This is a genomic window from Pelomonas caseinilytica (assembly GCF_021353235.1).
In the GTDB taxonomy this organism is placed as follows: domain Bacteria; phylum Pseudomonadota; class Gammaproteobacteria; order Burkholderiales; family Burkholderiaceae_C; genus Pelomonas; species Pelomonas caseinilytica.
In genome coordinates this window covers 222,082-245,313 of the sequence record NZ_JAJTWT010000005.1, presented here as the reverse complement: position 1 = coordinate 245,313, position 23,232 = coordinate 222,082, and the positions used below count along the sequence as shown (strand labels likewise).

Sequence of the window (23,232 nt, the reverse complement as noted above, 5' to 3'; positions counted from 1 at the left end):
ATTTTATTCTGCGGGCATGAATGCCCCCATCGACCGGGCGCTGGTCTGGTTCCGCCGCGACCTGCGGGTGGACGACCAGGCCGCCCTGTACCACGCCCTGCGCAGCGCCCGGCAGGTGTACTGCGCCTTCGTCCTGGACCGCGACATCCTCGACGCCCTGCCCCGGGCCGACCGGCGCGTCGAGTTCATCCTGGCCGCGCTGGAGGTGCTCGACGAGGACCTGCGCCAGCGCGGCGGCGGGCTGATCGTCCGCCACGGCATCGCGGCCGACGAGATTCCGCGCCTGGCCGAGGAGCTCGACGTGCAGGCCGTGTTCGTCAACCACGACGACGAGCCCCAGGCCCTGGCGCGCGATGCCCGCGTCGCCGAAGGCCTGCGCAGCCGCAGCGCCGAACTCCGCAGTTTCAAAGACCATGTCGTCTTCGAGCGCAGCGAGGTGCTCACCGGCACCGGCGGCGCCTACGGCGTCTTCACGCCCTACAAGAACGCCTGGCTGCGCAAGGTCGACGCCTTCTACCTGAGCGCCTACCCGGTGGACCGCCATGCCGCCGCCCTGGCCATGAGCGAACGGGCTGGCGGTGTGCCCACGCTGGGCGACATCGGCTTCCAGCCCGCCGGGCTGACACCCCACGTCGGCCGCGGCAGCCGCGGCGCGGAGGCGCTGCTCGAGGATTTCCTCGAGCGCATCGGCGAGTATCACGAGAAGCGCGACTTTCCCGCCCTGAAGGGGCCGAGCTACCTGAGCGTGCACCTGCGCTTCGGCACCGTGTCGATCCGGCGGCTGGCGCGGCTCGCCCACGAACGCATGCACGGCGGCGATCGCGGCGCCGAGGTCTGGCTGTCGGAGCTGATCTGGCGCGACTTCTACCACCAGGTCATGCACCACCATCCCCGGGCGATGACGGCCTCCTTCCGTCCGGAGTACGACGCCATCCGCTGGGAGACCGGGCCCCATGCCGACGCCCTTTTCCAGGCCTGGTGCGAGGGCCGCACCGGCTATCCGCTGGTCGACGCCGCCATGCGCCAGCTCAGCCAGACGGGCTATATGCACAACCGCCTGCGCATGGTGGCGGCCAGCTTCCTGTGCAAGGACCTCGGCCTGGACTGGCGCCGTGGCGAGGCCTGGTTCGCGCAGCAGCTGCTCGACTTCGACCTGGCCGCCAACAACGGCGGCTGGCAATGGGCCAGCAGCAGCGGCTGCGACGCCCAGCCCTATTTCCGCATCTTCAACCCGACGAGCCAGAGCGAGAAGTTCGACCCCGATGGCCGCTTCATCCGCCGCTACTGCCCCGAGCTGGCCGCGCTGGACGGCAAGGCCATCCACGCGCCCTGGCAGCGTGCGCCGCTGGCGATGCAGGGGGTGGGCTACCCGCGCCCCGTCGTGGACCACGCCGAGGCCCGCGAGCGCACGCTGGCGCGGTATGCGGTGGTGAAGTCGCGCGCCCTGCCCTGACGGCCGCTGCCGGCCGGCAGGCGCTCAGAACAGCTCGATGTCGCTGAGCTGGGCGGCTTCCTGGATCACGCCGCTGGCCACCAGGGCCGCGTAGTTGTGCACCTGGTTGCGGCCGTGGGCCTTGGCGTGATAGACCGCCTTGTCGGCGCGCTCGAAGGCCGCCGCGGGGGAATCGCCAGGGCGCACCTCGGTGAAGCCGATGCTGACCGTGATGCGGCCCACCTGCGGGAAGACATAACGCTCAGTGTTCACGCGCAGCCGCTCGAAGGCCTCGCCGGCATGGATCTCTTCGTCGCAGCGCATCAGCACGACGAATTCCTCGCCGCCGAAGCGGTAGAGCAGGTCGTGGAAGCGGAAGGAGCCGCGCATCAGCCGCGACAGCAGCAGCAGCACCTCGTCGCCGATGAGGTGACCGAAGCGGTCGTTGACCGACTTGAAGTGGTCGATGTCGATGACGCCGAGCACGTAGTGCGGCGTGGCCGTCTCGTGGCGGCGGTCCTCGGCCTCGTGGCTGACGTCGTGCTGGGTGGGAATGTCGGAGACGACCTTGAGGAAGCTCTCGTCGAAGGTCTTGCGGTTGAGCAGGCCGGTCAGGGTGTCGCGCTCGGAATAGTCGAGCAGGCCCTGGAAGTTGTGATAGATGCGCAGCACGCTGCTGACCATGCGCTGCGCCCCCGTGCCAAGCCGCCGCGTGGACAGGATCTCGATGACGCCGACGACGTCACGGTCGGTGGCGATGGGGAAGAGATAGAGCCACTGGCCGCCCTGGGCGACCTGGGTGACGCTGCGGTTGCGCATCGCCTCCAGCCGCAGTGGATGGGCGGCGGCCGGCGGCAGGGCCTCGGGCTTGGCCCACAGCGGGTCGGCCGAGGCCACGGCATCGCCGGCGCGCAGATGGGCGCGCGTCAACCAGCGCTCCTGCCCTGGCTCGCCGACGCAGCGGTAGATGGCCACGGACTCCGGCTCCAGCAGGTCGCGCAGCGCCATGACCAGGGTGACGTCCATGACGTCACGGTCACGGAAACCGGTCAGTTCGGCGAGATGGTCGACAACCTGGGACATGGGGCGCGATCAGAACACAGCTGGAGGCTCAGGCGGTGACGCTTTGCTCGGTGTACTGCCGGATCAGGCCGAGCAGCTGCTCTTCGTCATAGGGCTTGCCGAGGTAGTGGTCCACGCCGAGCTGGGCTGCGTAATCGCGGTGCTTCTGTGCGATGCGCGAGGTGATCATGATGACCGGCAAAGCGGCCAGCCGCGAGTCGGCGCGCATGTTGCGCACCAGGTCGAAACCGTCCATGCGGGGCATCTCGATGTCCGACAGCACCACCGCCGGCAGTTCGTCGCCCGACAGCCTTTCCATGGCGTCCAGGCCGTCCTTGGCCAGCATGACGCGCAGGCCGACACGCTCCAGCAGCCGCTGGGTCACGCGACGCACGGTCAGCGAGTCGTCGACCACCATCACCAGCGGCGCCTGCGGCACCTCCTCGGCGACAGGCGCGGCCGGCTCGTGAGACTGGGCCTGCGCCTGGGCGGCGGCCAGTCGGGCCCGGGCGTCCACGCCGTACCAGTCGGCCAGGGCGACGACGTTGTAGATCAGGGCCACCTCGCCGGAGGCCAGCAGGCTGATGCCCGCCAGGCCCGGCACGCGGTTGAGCTGGGCGCCGAGGTTCTTGACGACCACTTCCTGGTTGCCGACCACTTCGTCGACGTGCAGCGCCAGCGCCGCCTGGGCACTGCGCACCAGCACGACGGGGGCATGCCGCCCGTGCACATGGCCGCGCCCGGCCTGGCCGAGCAGGCCGCCCAGCCAGTAGAACGGCAGCTCCGTATTGCGGTGCTGCAGCTTGCCGCTGGCATAGGCCGCCTCGACGGCCTCGGCCGGCACGCGCTGCACCGACTCCATCAGGGCCGCCGGCACGGCGACGATCTGGTCGCCGCTCTTGAGCAGCACGATCTGCGTCAGCGCGGTCGTCAGCGGCAGGCGCAGCAGGAAGCTGGTGCCCTGGCCGGAGGTCGACGTGGTCTCGATGCTGCCGCCCAGTGTGCCGACCTCGGCGCGCACGACGTCCATGCCGATGCCGCGACCGCTCAGCTCGGTGACCTGGCTGGCGGTGGAGAAGCCGGGGGCGAAGATCAGGCGCTTGAGCTGGGCATCGTCGGGCTCGGCGTCCGGCGCGATCAGGCCGAGCTGCACGCCGCGCTCGCGGATGCGGGCAAGGTTGAGGCCGGCGCCATCGTCCGAGAAGTTGAGCAGCACCTCGTTGCCCTGCTGGCTGACCTCGATGCGCAGGGTGCCGACCGGGTCCTTGCCGGAGGCGGCCCGCGCCTCGGGCGCCTCGATGCCATGGGCCACGCTGTTGCGCAGCAGGTGCTCGAAGGCGCCGGCCGTGCGCTCCAGCACCGAGCGGTCCAGCTCGGTGTGGCCGCCGCTGATCTCCAGCTTGACCTGCTTGCTGCTGTCGCGCGCGGCCTGGCGCACGACGCGGTGCATGCGCTCGCCGATGGAGTCGAACTCCACGAGGCGGGTGCGCAGCAGGTCGTCTTGCAGTTCGCGGGTCAGGCGGGACTGGGCGGCGAGTTCGTCTTCGCCGGTCTGCACGTTGCGCGTCAGCGAGCGCTGCAGCGTGGCCACGTCGCCGACCGACTCGGCCAGCATGCGGGTCAGCTCCTGGAAGCGGGTGTAGCGGTCGAACTCCAGCGGGTCGAACTCGCGGCCACCCTGCTGCGCCATCTCCTGCTGGATGTGCATCTGGGCCTCGGCCTGCAGCTCCAGCTCGCGAAGCTGGGCGCGCAGGCGCTCGAGGTTGTCGTCGAGATCGAGCAGCGCGCCCTTCATCTGGGCCAGCTCGGACTCCATCCGCGCGCGGCGGATGCTGACCTCGCCGGCCTGCGTGGCCATGCGTTCGAGCAGGCTGCCGCGCACGCGCACCAGGGCCTGGCCGATGGCGAGGCTGTCGCCACCCGAAGCCACCTCTTCTTCGTCGGCGAAGCGGCTCCAGTCGATCTCGCGCGCCGGCTCGGTGGTCGACACCTCCGCCACCGGGGCGGGCGTGGCGAAGCGGGCCAGCGGCTCCGGGCGGGGTTCGGGCGCTGCCGCGGGCTCGGGGGCCGCCACCGGCATGGCCGGGGTGGGCGCCTGCGCGGGGGCGGCGGGCGTGCTCAGGCTGCGGCCGAGGGCTTCGAAGGCCTGGTCCAGCGCATCGCCGTCGTTCTGCAGCGCCTGGACCTGGCCGAAGTCGGCGCTGCCGGCGTGCACCAGGGCCTCGATGGCCGATTCCAGGCGGTGGGCCTGTTCGCCCAGGCGCATGGCGCCGGCCAGGCGGGCGCCGCCCTTGAAGGTGTGCAAGGCCCGCATGCAGGCGTCGGAGCGCCCGAGGTCGGCCGGCTCGGCCAGCCAGTCGCGCAGGGCGGCGTGCAGCTGCTGCAGGAGATCGCGGCCTTCCTCTTCGAAGATGGGGAAGAGGTCGGGCTCGATGCTGTCGGCCTCGCCGGCCTCGGCGGCCTGAGGCTCGGGCTCGGCCGGCGTTTCCGGGGCCGGGACGAAGGTCTCGGCGACGGCCTGCTCGACGGGTGGCTCGGCCACCGGTTCCTTCACCGGCTCGACCAGGGCCGGGGCAGGCGGCTCGGCCGGCTCGTCGGCGAAGCTGTCGTGCAAGGCCGGCACCGGCGTCTCGTCGAAGGAGGCGGCGGCCGTCAACGGCTCTTCCTGCGGCTGGTAGGCATGCAGGCGCGCGACGACCTCGGGATCGTTGGCCTTCAGGAAACCGGCAGCGAACTGGTGCAGCAGGCGGCGGATGTCGTCGGCGGCGCGCTGGAAGAGTTCGGCGTCCGCCTCCTCGTAGCGGACCGCGCGGTGGGCGCGTCCGAGCGCATGCTCCAGCTCGCGGGCGAGGCTGGAGAGGTCGTCGTAACCCACCGTCGCCGCGTTGCCGGCGAGCTTGTGGGCATGGGCTTCGCAGCTCTGGGGCACGGGCTGGTCCAGCTCGGCGCCCCACTCGGCCAGCTCGATGGACAGGCGTCGCGACAGCTCGTCGGCCTCGTTGAGGAAGATGTTGAACAGCGCGATGCTGATGCGCAGCGGGCCGATGAGCTTGTAGCCCTCGTCGGACTCGGGCGACGAAGGCTCGGACTCGACGACCTCTTCCTGGGGCGCGGGCGTTTCGACGAGATGCAGCACGGGCGCGGCCTCGGCCGGCTCCAGCGCCGGGATGGCCAGCGTCGACTCCTCGGGCCGCTGCGGCGGCTCGCCGAGGGGCAGCGCGTGGACGGTGGCCAGGGTCGGCTCGTCCAGGTCGAGCTCGAGGTGGAAGTTGGCGAGGGTGGCCTCTTCCTCCCGCGGAGGCAACGGCAGGGGCAGCGGCTCGGTGGGCGCATGGCCCAGATCGAGGGTGGGCTCGTCGTCGGGCAGGGCTGCCGGCGCGGCCGACTCGGCGACTGCCGGTGCGGTCGAGCCAGCCTCGGTCAGGTCGAGCACGAAGTCGGGTGCGACCGGCGCGGCAGCGGGCTCGGCAGCCGCCGTGATGTCGACCAGTTCGCCCGGCGATGCATCCTCGGCGAGCAGTTCGGGGCCGAACTCGACGATCTCCACGCCGGGGACGTCCAGCGCCAGGTCGACCGCGGGCTCGACGGCTGGTTCCACGGCCTGTTCTTCAGGCGGCTGCACCGGAGCGGCGGCTGCCGCGGGCTCGGCCAGCGGCAGGGCCAGGCCTTGCAGGCGCAGGGCATCGGCGCTGCGGCGCAGCGGCTCGGGGCCGCTGTGGCCGGGCTCGGTACCGGCGATCTGCTGGCGCCAGCGGGCGAAGTAGTCCAGGGCCTCGGCGGTGAAGCCGAGCAGGGCCGCATCGGCCTGCGGCGTGGCCTCGGCCAGACGGGCGTTGTAGAGCTGTTCGCAGGCCCAGGCGCCCTCGCCGAAATCGGTGAGGCCCACCATGCGGGCACTGCCCTTGAGCGTATGGAAGGCACGGCGCACGACGGTGAGCTGGCCGTGGTCGGCCGGCGCCTCGCGCAGCGCTTCGAGCGCAGCGCGGGCGTTGCCGATGACCTCGTCCGCCTCCTCCAGGAAGATCTCGCGCATCTCCGGGTCGTCGGCGACGCTGGGCTCCGGCATGGCCACCGGGGCCGGCGCGGGCGAGGCGACGGGAGCCGGGGCAGGCTGCGGAGCGGGCTGGGAGAGGTCGAGGTCGGGCAGGCTGAGGTCGGGCAAATCCAACGCCGCGAGGTCGACGCGCAGCGGCTGGGTCGCCTCGTGGGCGAATTCGGCGGCAGGTGCTGGCGCGGCCTCGGGCTCGAGGTCGATGTGGAAGCCGCTGGCCTCGAAGTCGGGCAGCTCGACGGCGCCTTCACGGCGGCCCATGACAGCGTCGAGCCGGCCGGTGGCCTCGTCGAACTGGAACATGCGCTTGGCCAGGGCCGGCTGCACGCTCAGCATGTCGATGAGGAAGCCGAGGGCGCCGAGGTTGTTGGCCAGGCGCTCGAAGACATCACGCGCGCCGGGGCGGTTGAAGTCGATCTCGGTGTTGGCCAGGCCGTCGATCTCGTCGCGCATGCGCACGGTCGCCTGGGCCGCCTGGTCCAGGCCCAGCACGCTCAGCACGCCGCGCATGGCCTGCAGTTGGCCGGGCACGGGAATGAGCAGCTCGCGCTGGGTCGGGCTGCGGAAGTACTCGTCGCACTGCTTCTCGACCTCGGACAGGCTGGCGCGCAGCTCGTGCACGACGCTGCCCAGGGTCTGGCGGTCGGAGACGCGGCGGTAGAGGTCCTCCATCCAGTCTTCGAGAGGCTCGGCCGGCTGGCCGTGGGCCACGGCCTCGACGCGGCGGGCCAGGCGGCGCACGCGGTCAGCCTGGTCGGGCTGGTCGAAGGCCGCATCTTCCAGCGCGGCTTCGACGTAGAGCAGGCTGGTGGCGACTTCCATCGCCAGGGCCGGCGGCGGCGTGCTGCGCGAGCGCAGCGTGGCGACGACGGCGCGCTGCAGGGTCTGCGCGAGCACCTCGCCGCTCGGGAACAGGCGGGTGAGTGAATCGGCCAGGGCGGCGAACTGCTCGTCCAGGCCGGTCAGGCGGTGCTGGTCGCCCTCGGCGGCGCTGGACCAGCTCTCCTTGGCAGCCAGCACGCGGCGCTTGGCCTGGGCCACCCAGGCCGGGTCGATGCGGCCGAGGCTGGCGTCCTCGTAGTCGCCGGCGAGTTCGTCGGTCAGGCGGTAGGCCTCGTGCACGGCCTTCAAGCGCGGGCCGGCGCCCTTGGCGATGCGGCATTGGGCGCAGAAGAAGAGCAGGTCCTGCGCGAGGCGTTCGGACACTTCGCCACGGCCCAGCACTCGCAGTTCGTGCAGCAGCTTGGAACCCAGGCGCTTGGTGTAGGCGTCGCTGCCCAGCAGCTTCAGGGCCTGGCCTTCGAAGACCGCGGCGGCCAGTTGCCACAGCGTGCGCGCCGACCCGGCCGGCAGCGCCGCCGCAAGGCCCGCGCAAAGGCCGGACAGGTTGGCGGCGTGGGAGGGGCTCGGCGCGCGCATCTGGCGCAGCAGCGCTGCCTCGAACGGCGCGCGCACCGCGTCGGCCGAGCGCGGCAGCACGCCTTCCTCGAGCGGAATGCTCCGCCACGCCCAGTCGTAGGACCAGAGGTCAGCCGGATGGATGCGTTCGGCACCGTTGAGCTGCTGCAGCTCCCGGTAGCCAGGGTAGAGGGCCAGCGTCGAGGTCTTGTTACCGGCCAGGAGCCGCGCGACATAGGCCAGCAGCGCGAAGTCGGCCCGCTCGATGATGTCGACCGTGGCGGCCTCGACCTCCAGCGGCCGCTCGGCCAGGCGGGCGACGGCCGTCTCGGCGGCACGCAGCACGGCGGCACCGGCCGGCAGGCCGACCAGGGACAGCACGCCGCTGACCTGGTGGAGCTGGGCCGCGGCCTGTTGCAGCGGCGCGCTGGGCTGGGCGTCGGCGCCGAAGGCCGACAGGCGGTTGTCCGCCCCGTCGCGCACGAGGCGGCGCAGGGTCTTGTGCACCGACTCGAGCGAGCGGCGCAACTCCTCCTGCACCCAGGCCAGTGGGCTGAGGTCGGCCGGGAATTCGGAGTCTCGCAGGGAGCTGTCCATCAGTTGTCCACTCCACAACGGCCAGCATTTCGGGCCGAGCGCCGGGCCGCCCCAAGCCGGCCCGCCGGGCGATGTGCGAGCGGCTCAATGCCGCGAGCATCGCCACCCCCTCGGGGGGTGGGCCAAGGTGCTCCTTGGACCGGGGGCATCATGTCAAGCCACCTTGAACCGCGCGACCGACGCACGCAGCGCCTCGGCGGACCGGGACAGCTCATGCACCATCTGGGCGGTGGAACGCGTGCCTTCGGAGGTCTGCTCCGTCACGGCGAAGATGTGCTGGATATTGGAGGCCACCTCGTTGGCGTGCTCGGCTTCCTGGCGCGCCTGCGAGGAGATGCGCACGATCAGCTCGTCGAGCTGGCGCGACACGTTGTCGATGTCTTCCAGCGCCTTGCCGGCCGCGTCGGACAGCTGCGTGCCCTCCACCACGCCGCGCGTCGAGCGCTCCATGGCGGCCACGGCGTCGTGGGTGTCGGTCTGAATGGTCTTGACCAGGGCTGCGATTCGCCGCGTCGCGTCGCCGGAGCGTTCCGCCAGCCGCTGCACTTCCTCGGCCACGACGGAGAAGCCGCGGCCCGCCTCGCCAGCCGAGGCGGCCTGGATGGCCGCGTTCAGCGCCAGCACGTTGGTCTGCTCGGTAATGTCGGAAATCAGCTCGGTGATCTCGCCGATCTCCTGAGATGACTCACCCAGGCGCTTGATGCGCTTGGAGGTCTCCTGGATGGAGTCGCGGATGGTATTCATACCCGCGATGTTGTTCTGCATCGCGGCCAGGCCCTGCTCGGCGGCCTGCCGGCTCTGGCGCGCCACCTCGGCGGTGGTCTGCGCCTGCGCGGACACCTCGTTGATTCGGCTCGCCATGCCGAGCACGGCCTCGCCGGTGGCGCGGATCTCGTGCAGCTGCTCCTTGGACGCAGCCAGCAGGTCGGTCGAGGTCTGGTCGACGGCGCCGGTCGTGTCCGTCACGCGCGCCGCGGTCGACTGCACCTGGCCGACCAGGTTGCGCAGCTCCTCCACCGTGTAGTTCACCGAGTCGGCGATGGCGCCGGTGATGTCCTCGGTCACCGTGGCCTGCTGCGTCAGGTCGCCCTCGGCGACCGTGGCCAGTTCGTTCATCAGCCGCAGAATGGCGGCCTGGTTGGCGTCGTTCACGCGCTTGGCTTCGGCCTCCTCGGCCTCGGCGCGCTGCTTCTCGGCTTCGGCCAGTTCCGCGCGGCGGCTCTGGTCGGCCAGGTACAGGCGCAGGAAGCCCACCGCGCCGCCCACCAGCGCGGCCAGCGAGACGAGCATGAAGACGATGGTGCCCCAGCCGGCGCCACCGGACCTTTCCAGGTCGGCCGCGGCCTGTTCCAGGCCTTTGCGCAGCGGCTCCGAGTCGTTCAGGATGGCCGTCTGCGCTTCGCGAGCCGACACCAGGCCCTGCAGGTTGCCGAGAATGGCCGAGGCCTGGGTGCGCGTCTGCTCGTACTGCTTGAGCAGGGTCTGCAGGCGTTCCTTGAGCTGCGGGTCCTTGGCGGCGTTCAGGCGCAGCTCGGGGCTGCCGCTGATCAGGGCCTCGGTGATGAGCTTGAAGGAGTTCAGGTCCTTGCCGAGCAGGAAGACGGCCTCGGGGCTGACGCCTTCCTGGGTGAGGAACTCGTTGGCGCTCTTGCCGATGCGCTGGGTCAGCATGACGAGCTGGCCGACCGCGGACACCTCGCCCGCCGAGGAACCGATCTGCAGCGCCTGGGACGACACCGCCTCGGCGCTCTCGAGCAGGTCGCTGGACTGGCGGTTGATGGCGCGCAGGGCCTGGCCGACCTGGGTCAGGATCTTCTCCTGGCTCTGCACGATCTTGCCGTTCTTCTCGGCGCGCTCGACCAGGGGCTTGATGGATTCCAGCGTGGGCTGCACGGCCGCCGGCGCGATCGCCAGTTCGCCTTCGCCGGTGCGCAGGTTGTTGACGACGCCGCTGAGCGTGCCGACCGACTCGCGCAGTTCGGCGAAGGCCGCCGGGTTGCCCACCAGGGCCGCGGACACCGACTTGGCCATGCGCTGGGAATGCATCAGCGCCTGGCCGGTGGCACGCACCTGGGCGGCGCTGCGGTTGGAGCTGACCAGCACCATGCTGACCGACACCGCCGTGCCAATGAGGCCGAAGGCGACCAGGCCCGTCAGCACGCGCTGGCGGTGACGGCCGAAGAGGTCACCGAGCTTGTCGGCGCCGTCGGCCTGAGGCTGCGGCAGGGCCGTGGGGTCGGCGGCCTGGGTGGTCGGCGCAAAGCTCATCGAGCTGGACGGGAACTCGCTGCTCGGCCCCGGCTCGGTCGGGACGGCCGGGGAGATGATGGAGGGCGCCTCGGTGCGCCCAAACGCCTCGGTGCGTGTGGGCATCTCGACGCCGGCGAGGGTGGAGTCGTGGGCACGCGAGGTCGTCGCGTCGAAACCGCCACTGTGCGAGTCGATGGTCGTGTCGACGCCCTCGGGCGCCGCGGGCGCAAGCTCATCGACGTCGGACTTTCCCCTGATCTTGTCCAGCAGGCTCATCTCACCCTCGTCCTTCAATGTTTGCGATGTCCGCGCCAGCGCGCGGGCCGTGGGGCTTGTTAATGCGGATCACGCGACGATGTGCAGGAAGTTCTCCTGCCTCGACAGCGCTTCGAGATTGATTTCTTGCCAATGGCGGCCGGCTTCGTCGCGACGCAAGGCGCCGGCGAAGCGTGGCCTCGGCCCGGTCGCGGCCTCGGCCACGAGCGGCAGTTGTTCGTCGCTACGCAGGCCGGCCAGGCGGTCCACCACCAGCGCGCAGTTCAGGTTGAGATCGGCGCCCAGCGAGACCAGCCGGCTGTGCGATGGGATGACGCGCCCGGGCGTCGGCTCCCTCAGCCCGAGGTAGACGGCCAGGTCCACGACGGTGAAGAGGCCGCCGCGCAGGTTGGCCACGCCGACCAGCCAGGGCTTGGCATAGGGCACGGGCTTGACCGGCACGGGCGCGAAGATCTCGCTGGCCTGGCGCAGCGGGAAGAGCAGGCCCACGCCTGCGCAGTCGACGGCCAGCCAGGTGGCGATGAGCGTCTGCTCGCGCGCGGCCTGCATGCGCTCGGCCAGGCGCTGCTGCAGTTCGCGGAGTGCGGTCTTGTTGGCCATGTCGGCGCCGCCTTCAGCCGAGGGCCTTGATCTTGGCGATCAGTTCCTCGGCCTTGACGGGCTTGACGACATAGTCGCTGGCACCCTGGCGCATGCCCCAGACCTTGTCGGTTTCCTGGTTCTTGCTCGTGCACATGATGACGGGCACTTCCTTGTAACGCTCGTCGCGCGTGATGGCGCGGGTCAGCTGGAAGCCGTTCTGGCCGGGCATGACGACGTCCATCAGGATCAGGTCGGGCTTGGCCTCGGCCAGGCGCTTCATCGCCTCTTCGCCGTTCTCGGCGGTACGCACGCTGTAGCCGCGCTTGACCAGCATCTCGGACAGGGCGTGCAGCTCGGTCTTGGAGTCGTCGACCAGCAGGATGTTGTGGATGCTCATGGCAGTTCTCGCTCAGTAGTCGCTTCAGGCCCCGTCAGGGCCGGTGCTGCAGCACCGCCTGAAGCAGCTGATCCTTGGTGAAGGGCTTGGTCAGGTAGTCCTGCGAGCCCACCATGCGCCCGCGGGCCTTGTCGAAGAGGCCGTCCTTGGACGACAGCATGATCACCGGCACGCCCGAAAACTCCGGGTTGCGCTTGATGATGGCGCAGGTCTGGTATCCGTCCAGACGCGGCATCAGGATGTCGCAGAAGACGAGGTCGGGATGGAAGTCGCCGAGCTTGGCCAGGGCATCGAATCCGTCTTCGGCGAGGGCGACCTCGTGGCCGCCCTGTTTAAGGAAGATCTCCGCGCTGCGGCGGATGGTGTTGCTGTCGTCGATGACCAGGATGCGGGTCGGCCCCGCGTCGGAAACTTGCTCTTTCAAACCTCGTCTCCTCGAAACTTCGTCAGCTCGGGGCCAGGCCGGTGGCGAGACGGCGTCAGATGCGCACCATCTCGAAATCTTCCTTGCGTGCGCCGCAGTCGGGGCAGGTCCAGTTCATGTCCACGTCCTCCCACTTGGTGCCGGGGGCAATGCCATGCTCGGGATCACCCGCTGCTTCGTCGTAGATCCATCCGCAGATCAGGCACATCCAGGTACTGGGTTCGCTCACGTTGCTCTAACTTTGCTCACTACAATCGAATCATTCTAGCCAGGGCCCGAGAGCGCAATGCTGAGGGCAAACGCCTGTGCTTAGGGCCTCGGAAGCGGCCTTTTAGCGGCAGACTCCACGCTTTGCGGCAGCTCTTTCGGCCGCGACCGCCACGACTCCTCATGAGCTCAACACCCCTCCCCCCCGACACCGAGGTCGAAGACCCCCAGGACGAACAGGAAAGCCCGCCGCCCGCGTGCGTGCTGAGCTTCAACGCCAGCGACGCCTCGGGCGCAGGCGGCCTGGCCGGCGACGTGGCCACCATCGCCGCGATGGGCGCCCACTGCCTGCCCGTCGTCACGGCCATCGTCATGCGCGACACAGCCGAGGTCTTCGAGCACGAGAGCCTCGACCCCGACACGGTCGCCGAGCAGGCCCGCCACATCCTCGAGGACGTGCCCATCACGGCCTGGAAGGTGGGCTTCCTGGGCAATGCCGAGGCCGTCAGCGCCGTGGCCGAAGTGCTCAGCGACTACCCGGACGTTCCACTGGTGACCTACCTGCCCTCCGTCGCCTGGATCGACGAGGACGAGCAGCAGAGCTACCTCGACGCCCTGCGCGAGCTGGTGCTGCCGCAGACGACGGTGCTGGTCGGCAACCACAAGACCATGACGGACTTCCTGCTGCCCGATTGGGACAGCGAGCGTTCGCCCTCGGCCCGCGAGCTGGCCGTCGCCGCGGCGCAGGCCGGCGTGCCCCACGTGCTCGTCACCGGCATCCAGCTGCCCAACCAGTACGTGGACAACGTGCTGGCCAACGCCCAGGGCCCCATCGCCGGCGAGAAGTTCGAGCGCTTCGAGACCGCCTTCGTCGGCGCCGGCGACACGCTCTCGGCCGCGCTGGCGGCGCTGCTGTCGGTGGGCGCCGAGCTGCACTCGGCCGTCAGCGAGGCGCTGTCCTTCCTGGACCAGTCGCTGGACGCGGGCTTCCGCCCGGGCATGGGCAACGTCGTGCCCGACCGCTTCTTCTGGGCGCTGCCGCCGGCCGACGAGGACGGCGCCGAGCCCGAGCCGGAGGACATCGAGCCCGAACCCGAGCCGACGCCCAAGACGCCGCGGCGCATGCACTAACCCCCAGATCCCGTTCCATGGCCAGCAATTCCGAGCTCTTCGAGCGCGCCTCGCGCGTCATCCCCGGCGGCGTGAACTCGCCCGTGCGCGCCTTCCGCGCCGTCGGCGGCACGCCGCGCTTCATCGCTCGCGGCGAGGGCGCCTACATCTATGACGCCGAAGGCCGGCGTTATGTCGACTACATCGGCTCCTGGGGGCCGATGATCCTCGGGCATGGCCATCCCGCCGTGCTGGAGGCCGTGCTCAAGGCCGCCGCCGAGGGCTTCTCCTTCGGCGCGCCGACCGAGCGCGAGATCGAGCTGGCCGAGGAGATCCTCAAGCTGGTGCCCAGCATCGACCAGGTGCGCCTCGTCAGCTCCGGCACCGAGGCGACCATGAGCGCCATCCGCCTGGCCCGCGGCGCCACCGGGCGGCCCAAGTTCATCAAGTTCGAGGGCTGCTACCACGGCCATACCGACGCCTTGCTGGTGAAGGCCGGTTCGGGCCTGGCGACCTTCGGCCACCCGACCAGTGCCGGCGTCACGCCCGGGGCGGCGGCCGACACCGTCGTCCTGGAATACAACAACGTCGAGCAGCTGGAGGCCGCCTTCGCCGAGTTCGGCCGCGAACTGGCCTGCGTCATCGTCGAGCCCATCGCGGGCAACATGAACTTCGTGCGGGCCTCCCTGCCCTTCATGACGGCGCTGCGCCGGCTATGCACCGAGCACGGCGCCCTGCTGGTGCTGGACGAGGTGATGACGGGCTTCCGGGTCGGTCTCGGATCGGCCCAGGGCCACTACGCCCAGCTCATCCCCGGCTTCGCGCCGGACATCTCCGTCTTCGGCAAGGTCATCGGCGGCGGCATGCCGCTGGCCGCCTTCGGCGCCCGGCGGGAGGTCATGCAGCACCTCGCCCCGCTCGGCGGCGTCTACCAGGCCGGCACGCTCTCCGGCAACCCGGTGGCCACGGCCTGCGGCCTGGCCACGCTGCGCGAGATCCAGAAGCCCGGGTTCTTCGACGCCCTCGCCGCCCGGACCCGCCAGCTGGTGGACGGCTTGAAGGCGGTGGCAGCCGACAACGGCGTGCCCTTCAGCGCCGACTGCGAGGGCGGCATGTTCGGCTTCTTCCTGCTGCCCGAGCTGCCCCAGAACTACACGACCGTGATGACCACGGACAAGGAGCGCTTCAACCGCTTCTTCCACGCGATGCTGGATGCCGGCATCTATCTTGCTCCGGCGCTGTACGAGGCCGGCTTCGTGTCGGCCGCCCACAGCGAGGCGGACATCGCCGCCACGCTGGCCGCCGCGCGCACGGCCTTGCGCTGAACCTGGAGCGCCCCTCGGGCGCCATCGACATGCATCTGCACATCCTCGGCATCTGCGGCACCTTCATGGGTGGCCTGGCAGCCCTGGCGCGCGAGGCCGGCCACCGGGTCACCGGCTGCGACGCCAACGTCTATCCGCCGATGAGCACCCAGCTCGAGGCCCTGGGCATTCAACTGATCGAAGGCTTCGGCGCCGAGCAGCTGGAGCTCAAGCCGGACGTCTTCGTCATCGGCAACGTCGTCACGCGCGGCGAGCGCTTCCCGCTGATGGAGGCCATCCTGGACGCCGGCCTGCCCTACATCTCGGGGCCGCAATGGCTGGCGGAGCACGTGCTGCAGGGCCGCCACGTGCTGGCGGTGGCCGGCACCCACGGCAAGACGACGACCACCTCCATGCTGGCCTGGATCCTGGAGCATGCCGGCCTCAAGCCGGGTTTCCTCGTCGGCGGCGTGCCGCAGAACTTCAGCGTCTCGGCCCGGCTCGGCGAAGGGAAATGCTTCGTCATCGAGGCGGACGAGTACGACACCGCCTTCTTCGACAAGCGCAGCAAGTTCGTGCACTACCGGCCGCGCACGGCCATCCTGAACAACCTCGAGCACGACCACGCCGACATCTTCCCCGACCTGGCCGCCATCGAGACCCAGTTCCATCACCTCGTGCGCACCGTGCCCGCGAGTGGCCGACTCGTCGTCAACGCCCGCGAGGAAGCGCTGCAGCGCGTCATCGCCCGCGGCTGCTGGAGCGAGGTGCAACGCTTCGGCGCCAAGAAGGAAGAAGCCGGCATGCTGCGCGCACGGGGCGAGCCCCAGGCCTTCGACGTGCTGCGCGGCAGCCTCAAGGTCGCCCGCGTCGAATGGAGCCTGATCGGCGAGCACAACCAGCTCAATGCGCTGGCGGCCATCGCCGCGGCCGAACACGTGGGCGTGGCGCCCGAGCAGGCGGCCGCCGCCTTGTCCGAGTTCCAGAACGTGCGCCGCCGCATGGAGCTGCGCGGCGAAGTCAACGGCATCAAGGTCTACGACGACTTCGCCCACCACCCGACGGCCATCCGCACGACCATCAACGGCCTGCGCAGGCGCATCGCGCCGGCGGAACGCATCCTCGCCATCTTCGAGCCGCGCTCCAACACGATGAAGCTAGGCACCATGAAGGCGCAGCTGCCCTGGGCGCTGGAGGAGGCGGACCTGGCCTTCTGCAACCAGCAGGGCCTGAGCTGGGACGCCAGGGAGGCGCTCGCGCCCATGGGCGCCCAGGCCGTCGTCGGCGCCGACGTGGACGCCCTCGTGGCCGCAGTGGTCAAGGCCGCCAAGCCGGGTGACCACCTGCTGTGCATGAGCAATGGCGGATTCGGCGGCATTCACGACAAGCTGCTGGCCGCCCTCGCGAAATGAAAGAAGCCCCGCATCGCGGGGCTTCTGCATGAGCGGCTGACGATCAGGTCGCCGGCGTCACGTTGCGCAGCCGGATGTGCAGCTCTCGCAGCTGCTTCTCGTCCACCAGCGAGGGCGCGCCGGTCAGCAGGCATTGCGCGCGCTGCGTCTTGGGGAAGGCGATGACGTCGCGGATGGACTCGGCCTTGGTCATCAGCGTGACCAGGCGGTCCAGGCCGAAGGCCAAGCCGCCATGCGGGGGGGCGCCGTACTGCAGGGCGTCCAGCAGGAAGCCGAACTTGACGCGCTGGTCCTCGGGACCGATGTTGAGGGCGTCGAAGACCTTGGCCTGCACTTCGGCGCGGTGGATACGCACCGAGCCGCCGCCGAGTTCCCAGCCGTTGAGCACCATGTCGTAGGCCTTGGCCACGCACTTGCCCGGGTCGGTGGTCATGAAGTCCTCATGGCCGTCCTTGGGCGCCGTGAACGGGTGGTGCACGGCGTTCCAGCGGTTGGCTTCGTCGTCGAACTCGAACATCGGGAAGTCGACCACCCACAGCGGCGCCCAGCGGTCCTCGAAGAGGCCGTTGGCCTTGCCGAATTCGCTGTGGCCGACCTTCAGGCGCAGGGCGCCGATGGCGTCGTTGACGACCTTGGCCTTGTCGGCGCCGAAGAAGAGCAGGTCGCCGTCTTGCGCGCCGGTGCGCTTGAGCACCTCGGCGATGGCCTCGTCGTGCAGGTTCTTGACGATGGGCGACTGCAGGCCCTCGCGGCCCTTGGCCACCTCATTGACCTTGATCCACGCCAGGCCCTTGGCGCCGTAGATCTTGACGAACTCGGTGTAGGCGTCGATCTCGCCGCGGCTCATGGCGCCGCCGCCCGGCACGCGCAGCGCAACGACACGGCCGCCCGGCGTCGTGGCCGGGCCGCTGAAAACCTTGAAGTCCACCGTCGCCATGGCATCGGTCAGCTCGGTGAACTCGAGCTTGACGCGCAGGTCGGGCTTGTCGGAGCCGAAGCGGTGCATGGCCTCGGCGTACTTCATGACCGGGTAGTCACCCAGCTCGACGTTCATCGTCTTGCGGAAGACGTGGCGGATCATGCCCTCGAACATCGAGCGGATCTCCTCCTCGGTGAGGAAGCTGGTCTCGATATCGATCTGCGTGAACTCGGGCTGGCGGTCGGCGCGCAGGTCCTCGTCGCGGAAGCACTTGGTGATCTGGTAGTAGCGGTCGAAGCCCGCCACCATCAGCAGCTGCTTGAAGAGCTGGGGCGACTGCGGCAGCGCGAAGAAGTGGCCGTCGTGCACGCGGCTGGGCACGAGGTAGTCGCGCGCGCCCTCGGGCGTGCTCTTGGTGAGCATGGGCGTCTCGATGTCGATGAAGCCGTGCTCATCCAGGAACTTGCGCACCTCCATGGCCACGCGGTAGCGCAGCATGAGGTTGTTCTGCATGTAGGGGCGGCGCAGGTCCAGCACGCGGTGCGTGAGGCGGGTCGTCTCGGACAGGTTGTCGTCGTCGAGCTGGAAGGGCACGGCCACCGAGGGGTTCAGCACCTCGATCTCGTGGCAGAGGATCTCGACCTTGCCGGAGACGAGGTTGGCGTTCTCGGTGCCCGCCGGGCGCGAGCGGACCTTGCCGATGATCTTGAGGCAGAACTCGCTGCGCACGCCCTCGGCGATCTTGAACATGTCGGGGCGGTCGGGGTCGCAGACGACCTGGACGAGACCTTCACGGTCGCGCAGGTCGATGAAGATGACGCCGCCGTGGTCGCGGCGACGGTGGGCCCAGCCCATCAGGGTCACGGTCTGGTCGAGCAGCTTTTCGCTGACTTGGCCGGCATAGCAGGTACGCATGGAGTTCTCCGGAATTCAGTACGGGTGTCTTGTGGGCGCTGGCGAGCTCGCTCGGCTCTCAGGATTGAACGCCTGCCGGGGCGTTCAACCCGGCCGGTTTCGCGCCGTCTCGTCCAGCGGCAGGGCGCCCGCCTGGTCGAGGTGGGGCAGCGGGGCGACCGTCCCCATCGAGATGATGTATTTCAGCGCCTCGTCCACCGTCATGTGCAGGGGCTTCACGTCGGAGCGCGGCACGATGAGGAAGAAGCCCGAGGTGGGGTTGGGCGTGGTGGGCACGTAGATGCTGAGGTGCTCCTCGTCCAGGTGGCAGGCGACCTCGCCGCTGGGCGTGCCGGTGACGAAGGCGATGGTCCAGGAACCGGCGCGCGGGTACTGCACCAGCACCGCCTCGCGGAAGGCGTTGCCGCTGCTGGAGAACAGCGTGTCCGAGACCTGCTTGACCGAGCTGTAGATGCTCTTGACGATGGGGATGTGGGACATCAGCCGGTCCCACTGCGCCAGCATCCACTGTCCGAAGATGTTGGCGACGAAGACGCCCGTCAGCAGCAGGCCGCCGGCCAGGATGACGAGACCCAGGCCGGGCACGTGGCGCAGCTCCAGCAGGCCCTCGCGCAGCGACGCCGGCACGACGAGCGCCAGCGCGGCCAGCAGCGAGCCGAAGACGCCGTTGACGACATCCAGCGCCTGGGTCAGCACCCAGACGGTGATGGCCAGCGGCAGCCAGACCAGCAGGCCGGCGACGAGGTATTTGCGGAGTGATGCGCCCACGAAGCCCTGCTGGTCAGTGGCAGGCGCAGGAGCCGCCGCAAGGTGTGGACGGGGCCGACGACGAGGAGGCCTCGGTCGACGACGACTCCGACTTGGCCGGCTCGGCCGCGGGTGCCGCCGCGCTCGCAGCGGCGCCGCCGCCGCTGTTGCCGCCGCGGAAGTCGGTCACGTACCAGCCCGAGCCCTTGAGCTGGAAGCCGGCGGCCGTGACCTGCTTGCCGAAGGCCTCGGCGCCGCAGGACGGGCAGGTGGTGAGAGGGGCGTCAGAGAGCTTTTGCAGCACGTCCTTGGCGTGGCCACAGGCGCTGCAGCGGTAGGCGTAGATCGGCATGGTGGTGCAAAAGAGTGGGCAAAGCCCGTCATTTTAGGGGCACCGCGCCGATTTCAAGCCGAAGCCAGGTGGGCGGCGGCGGGCACGGGCCCGCGAACGCCCTCCGGCCTTCAGGGGTGGGGCTGCAAATGGTGGCTGACGTGCTCGTGGCGGTTGGTCAGGATCTGGGGCATCAGCGAGCCCACCACCATACCGGCCAGCGCGGCGAAGAGGCCGGCGAGCTGGCCCGGGAAGAGTTCGCCCCAGGCCGTGACCTGCGGGAAATAGGCCACCCAGACGCCAACGCCGGCGAAAATGGAGAACACGGCTCCCTGCGTCGTGGCGCGGTGCCAGTACAGGCCGAAGACCAGCGGCACGAAGGCGGCGACCAGCGTCACCTGGTAGGCGGCGCTGACGAGGTCGTAGATGGACGTGCCCTGCAGCGCGATGGCATAGGCCAGCACGGCGAACGCGAAAACGACGAGGGTGACCCGCATGGCCACGAGCTGCTGCTTGTCGCTCATGCCGGGGCGGATCTGCTTGAGGATGTTCTCGACGAAGCTGGTCGTCGGCGCCAGCAGCGTGGCCGACGAGGTGCTCTTGATGGCCGAGAGCAGCGCGCCGAAGAAGAGGATCTGCATCACCAGCGGCATGTGGCCCATGACGAAGCTGGGCAGCACGCGCTGGTAGTCGTTCTGGGCCAGCTCCAGCGCCTTGTCGCCCATCACGCCGACGGCAGCGAGCACGATGAACATGGGCACGAAGGCGAAGGCGATGTAGCTGAAGCCGCCGATCATGGCGCCGCGCTGCGCCGTCTTGGCGTCCTTGGCCGACATGACGCGCTGGAAGACGTCCTGCTGCGGGATGGAGCCGAGCATCATGGTCAGGCCGGAGCCGATGAACATCGCCAGCTGCGTGAAGCCCGGCTCAGGCAGGAAGCGGCCGAGGTCGCGCCTCTGGGCCAGGTCCAGCACCTTGCCGGCGCCGCCGGCCAGGTCGGACGCGAAGACCGCGATGATGGCCAGGCCGACCACCAGCACGATCATCTGGATGAAGTCCGTCCAGGCCACGGCCAGGAAGCCGCCGATGACGACATAGACCAGCACGGCCAGCAGGCCGACGATCATGCCGGTCTGCGGGCTCATGGCGCCGTCGGTCAGGATGTTGAACACCAGGCCCAGGGCCGTCACCTGGGCCGCGACCCAGCCGAGATAGCTCAGGATGATGGCCAGCGAGCAGAAGATCTCGACGCCCTTGCCGAAGCGCTGGCGGTAGAAGTCGCCGATGGTCAGCAGGTTCTTCTGGTAGAGCTTGGCCGCGAAGAAGGCACCGACCAGCACGAGGCACAGCCCGGCGCCGAAGGGGTCCTCCACGACGGCGTTCAGGCCGCCCTGGACGAACTTGGCCGGCAGGCCCATCACCGTCTCGGCGCCGAACCAGGTGGCGAAGGTGGTGGTGACCACCATGACGAGCGGCAGGCTGCGGCCGGCGACGGCGAAGTCGGAGGTGTTCTTGACCCGCGTGCCGGCCCACACGCCGATGCCCAGCGTGCCGAGCAGGTAGAGCACGACGAAAACGATCAGCGTGGTGTTCATGGCAGGGAGGAACGCCGGAAAAAAGTGGCGCGGATTATGAAGGCGGGGGTGCGGCGGCCGGCTAGGGACTGATGCCCAGAAAGCGCGCGGTCAGCCAGGCCAGCGTGGCCCCGAGAGCAAAGCCCGCACCGCCCCAGAGCAGGCCCGACAGCAACCGGTTGGTGCTGCGCAGTTCGCGCACCAGGGCCCGCAGCTGGGCGTCGTCGGCGCCGCGGGCCTGGCCCTTGAGGGCGTCATGCAGGAGGCGCGGCAGCTCCGGAATGAGCTGGGCGAAGCGTGGCGCCTCCTTCTGCAGCTGCTTGGTGAGGGCCGGCCAGCCGACCTGCTCGTTCATCCAGCGCTCCAGGAAGGGCTTGGCGGTGGCCCAGAGGTCGAGTTCCGGGTCGAGTTGGCGCCCCAGGCCTTCGACGTTGAGCAGGGTCTTCTGCAGCAGCACGAGCTGGGGCTGGATCTCGACGTTGAAGCGCCGCGAGGTCTGGAACAGGCGCAGCAGCACCTGGCCGAGCGAGATGTCCTTGAGCGGCCGGTCGAAATGCGGCTCGCAGACGGCCCGGACGGCGCTTTCGAGCGCATCGACGCGGGTCTCGGGCGGCACCCAGCCGGAGGCGATGTGCAGCTCGGCCACGCGCTTGTAGTCGCGCTGGAAGAAGGCGATGAAGTTCTGGGCGAGGTAGTCCTTGTCGACCTCGGTCAGCGTGCCGATGATGCCGAAGTCCAGGGCGATGTAGCGGCCAAAGGTCTCCGGCGCCAGGCTCACCTGGATGTTTCCGGGGTGCATGTCGGCGTGGAAGAAGCCGTCGCGGAAGACCTGGGTGAAGAAGATGGTGACGCCGTCCCGGGCCAGCTTCTTGATGTCGATGCCCGCTTCCTCCAGCACGGCACGCTGGGAGATGGGCACGCCCTTCATGCGCTCCATCACGATGACCTCGGAGCTGCACAGGTCCCAGTGCATCTCGGGCACGAGGACGAGGTCCAACCCCTCCATGTTGCGGCGCAGCTGAGCGGCGTTGGCGGCCTCTCGCACCAGGTCCAGCTCATCGTGCAGGTAGGTGTCGAACTCGGCGACCACCTCGCGGGGCTTGAGCCGGCGGCCGTCGGCGGAGAAGCGCTCGATCCAGCCGGCCAGCTTGCGCATCAGGGACAGGTCGTCGTCGATGACGTCCAACATGCCCGGACGCAGCACCTTGACCGCCACCTCGCGGCCGTCCTTGAGCGTGGCGAAGTGCACCTGGGCGATGCTCGCGCTGGCCACCGGCTCGGCCTCGAAGCTGGCGAACAGTTCCTCGAGCGGCCTCCCGAAGGCGCGCTCGACCATCTCGCGCGACACCGCCGCCGGGAAGGGCGGCACACGGTCCTGCAGCTTGGCCAGCTCCAGTGCGACGTCGGCGGGCAGCAGGTCGCGCCGGGTCGACAGCACCTGGCCGAACTTGACGAAGATGGGCCCCAGCCGCTCCAGCGCCAGCCGCAGCCGCACGCCGCGCGGCTCCTGCCAGCGCCGGCCGAGCCGGGTCACACGCCTCAGCAGCCGGAAGCGGCGGCGGCGCAGGCCCGACAGGGCCAGGTCATCGAGACCGAAGCGCCAGACCGTCCAAAGGATGACCAGCAGCCGGGAGACAAACCTCATGCGCCGCTACCGGACGGGGTGGGCGTGAGGCGTTGCGCCATGCCGGAGAGGCTGCGCCGCAGCGTGCGGCCGAACTGCGCGAGCTGGCGGGCCGCCAGCGGACCGACGATGCCGGCCAAGTCGTCCTCGATGTCCCAGCGAAGATTGTCCATCAGCCAATGAACCTCGCCGGCGAAGGCTGCATCGCCCTGCACCGTCACGGTCGGTGGCGTCCCTGTGACGACGCCCAGGGCGAGCCCCGCGGGGTTGGAGGCATCGATCTCGACGCGCAGGCCACCGGCGGACGTGGGCGCTTCCAGGCGCTCGAAGAGGCCCGCAGGTGTAACGCCGAGTATCAAGTCCGGCGCAGCCGGCAGCAGCGCCGGCCACCCGGCCAAGTGGACAACGAGGCTGCGGCCGGCGTGTGGCTGCAGCCGGCGAGCGGCGATGGGCTCCCGGGACACCACATGGTTGATCAGCAGCACGAGGCGGTCCTGCAGGGCCGGCATCAGCAACGGCGTTAGTGAGGGCAAGGGCGGGAGATTCCAGGGCGCGGGCATGCTCAAGATTGTAGGCAGGGGACCATGAACAGGGGACGTGCACGGTCGGGTTGTCAAATT

Annotated in this window: 17 protein-coding genes; 4 read left to right on the top strand and 13 right to left on the bottom strand. The window is 69.8% G+C overall.

From position 1 onward, the window contains the following. Positions 1 to 16: 16 nt before the first annotated feature. Positions 17 to 1,453 (top strand): cryptochrome/photolyase family protein, encoded by a 1,437-nt coding sequence (locus LXT12_RS13900; RefSeq protein ID WP_233392782.1) that lies wholly within the window; start codon positions 17 to 19, stop codon positions 1,451 to 1,453. Between the two features lie 24 nt (positions 1,454 to 1,477). Here the strand turns inward: LXT12_RS13900 and LXT12_RS13895 are convergent, their stop codons facing one another. The 7 genes from LXT12_RS13895 to LXT12_RS13865 all read right to left on the bottom strand — a co-directional run bounded on the left by LXT12_RS13895 (position 1,478) and on the right by LXT12_RS13865 (position 12,677). Continuing rightward, positions 1,478 to 2,515 (bottom strand): GGDEF domain-containing protein, encoded by a 1,038-nt coding sequence (locus tag LXT12_RS13895; RefSeq protein ID WP_233392781.1) that lies wholly within the window; start codon positions 2,513 to 2,515, stop codon positions 1,478 to 1,480. 28 nt (positions 2,516 to 2,543) lie between these two features. Further along, positions 2,544 to 8,540, bottom strand: coding sequence for an Hpt domain-containing protein (locus tag LXT12_RS13890; RefSeq protein ID WP_233392780.1), 5,997 nt, complete (start codon positions 8,538 to 8,540; stop codon positions 2,544 to 2,546). A 153-nt stretch (positions 8,541 to 8,693) separates the two neighbouring features. Next, positions 8,694 to 11,066: a methyl-accepting chemotaxis protein gene (locus LXT12_RS13885; RefSeq protein ID WP_233392779.1), complete on the bottom strand. Its 2,373-nt coding sequence runs from the start codon at positions 11,064 to 11,066 to the stop codon at positions 8,694 to 8,696. A gap of 69 nt (positions 11,067 to 11,135) precedes the next feature. Continuing rightward, positions 11,136 to 11,666 carry a chemotaxis protein CheW gene (locus tag LXT12_RS13880; protein ID WP_233392778.1) on the bottom strand — a complete coding sequence of 177 codons (531 nt, stop codon included), beginning with the start codon at positions 11,664 to 11,666 and terminating at the stop codon, positions 11,136 to 11,138. Between the two features lie 13 nt (positions 11,667 to 11,679). Beyond that, positions 11,680 to 12,045, bottom strand: coding sequence for a response regulator (locus LXT12_RS13875; RefSeq protein ID WP_255763612.1), 366 nt, complete (start codon positions 12,043 to 12,045; stop codon positions 11,680 to 11,682). A gap of 34 nt (positions 12,046 to 12,079) precedes the next feature. Continuing rightward, the gene (locus LXT12_RS13870) at positions 12,080 to 12,469 is read right to left on the bottom strand and encodes a response regulator (protein WP_233392777.1); all 390 of its coding nucleotides are present in this window, start codon (positions 12,467 to 12,469) and stop codon (positions 12,080 to 12,082) included. Positions 12,470 to 12,524: 55 nt separating this feature from the next. After that, positions 12,525 to 12,677, bottom strand: coding sequence for a rubredoxin (locus tag LXT12_RS13865; protein WP_255763633.1), 153 nt, complete (start codon positions 12,675 to 12,677; stop codon positions 12,525 to 12,527). Positions 12,678 to 12,859: 182 nt separating this feature from the next. Between LXT12_RS13865 and thiD the strand changes: the two genes are divergently transcribed. The 3 genes from thiD to mpl are packed head-to-tail and all read left to right on the top strand — an operon-like array spanning position 12,860 to position 16,502. After that, on the top strand, positions 12,860 to 13,807 hold the full coding sequence (gene thiD, locus LXT12_RS13860) for a bifunctional hydroxymethylpyrimidine kinase/phosphomethylpyrimidine kinase (RefSeq protein WP_233392775.1): 948 nt from the start codon (positions 12,860 to 12,862) through the stop codon (positions 13,805 to 13,807). 17 nt (positions 13,808 to 13,824) lie between these two features. Continuing rightward, a complete protein-coding gene (hemL, locus tag LXT12_RS13855; protein ID WP_233392774.1) occupies positions 13,825 to 15,111 on the top strand; it encodes a glutamate-1-semialdehyde 2,1-aminomutase in 1,287 nt (428 codons plus the stop codon). A gap of 29 nt (positions 15,112 to 15,140) precedes the next feature. Next, positions 15,141 to 16,502: a UDP-N-acetylmuramate:L-alanyl-gamma-D-glutamyl-meso-diaminopimelate ligase gene (mpl, locus tag LXT12_RS13850; RefSeq protein WP_233392773.1), complete on the top strand. Its 1,362-nt coding sequence runs from the start codon at positions 15,141 to 15,143 to the stop codon at positions 16,500 to 16,502. Positions 16,503 to 16,545: 43 nt separating this feature from the next. Here the strand turns inward: mpl and aspS are convergent, their stop codons facing one another. The 6 genes from aspS to LXT12_RS13820 form a co-directional block, all read right to left on the bottom strand. Further along, on the bottom strand, positions 16,546 to 18,336 hold the full coding sequence (gene aspS / locus LXT12_RS13845; protein ID WP_233392772.1) for an aspartate--tRNA ligase: 1,791 nt from the start codon (positions 18,334 to 18,336) through the stop codon (positions 16,546 to 16,548). Positions 18,337 to 18,420: 84 nt separating this feature from the next. Next, on the bottom strand, positions 18,421 to 19,104 hold the full coding sequence (locus tag LXT12_RS13840; RefSeq protein ID WP_233392771.1) for a DUF502 domain-containing protein: 684 nt from the start codon (positions 19,102 to 19,104) through the stop codon (positions 18,421 to 18,423). A 13-nt stretch (positions 19,105 to 19,117) separates the two neighbouring features. Next, positions 19,118 to 19,435, bottom strand: a complete 318-nt coding sequence (locus tag LXT12_RS13835) for an FmdB family zinc ribbon protein (protein WP_233392770.1) — start codon at positions 19,433 to 19,435, stop codon at positions 19,118 to 19,120. Positions 19,436 to 19,545: 110 nt separating this feature from the next. After that, positions 19,546 to 21,009, bottom strand: coding sequence for a high affinity choline transporter 1 (locus LXT12_RS13830; protein WP_233392769.1), 1,464 nt, complete (start codon positions 21,007 to 21,009; stop codon positions 19,546 to 19,548). Positions 21,010 to 21,070: 61 nt separating this feature from the next. Then, complete coding sequence (gene ubiB, locus LXT12_RS13825) at positions 21,071 to 22,633, bottom strand: ubiquinone biosynthesis regulatory protein kinase UbiB (protein ID WP_233392768.1); 1,563 nt, start codon at positions 22,631 to 22,633, stop codon at positions 21,071 to 21,073. Beyond that, on the bottom strand, positions 22,630 to 23,172 hold the full coding sequence (locus LXT12_RS13820; protein WP_233392767.1) for a hypothetical protein: 543 nt from the start codon (positions 23,170 to 23,172) through the stop codon (positions 22,630 to 22,632). Before LXT12_RS13820 ends, ubiB begins: the two co-directional genes overlap by 4 nt. Between the last annotated feature and the right edge of the window lie 60 nt (positions 23,173 to 23,232).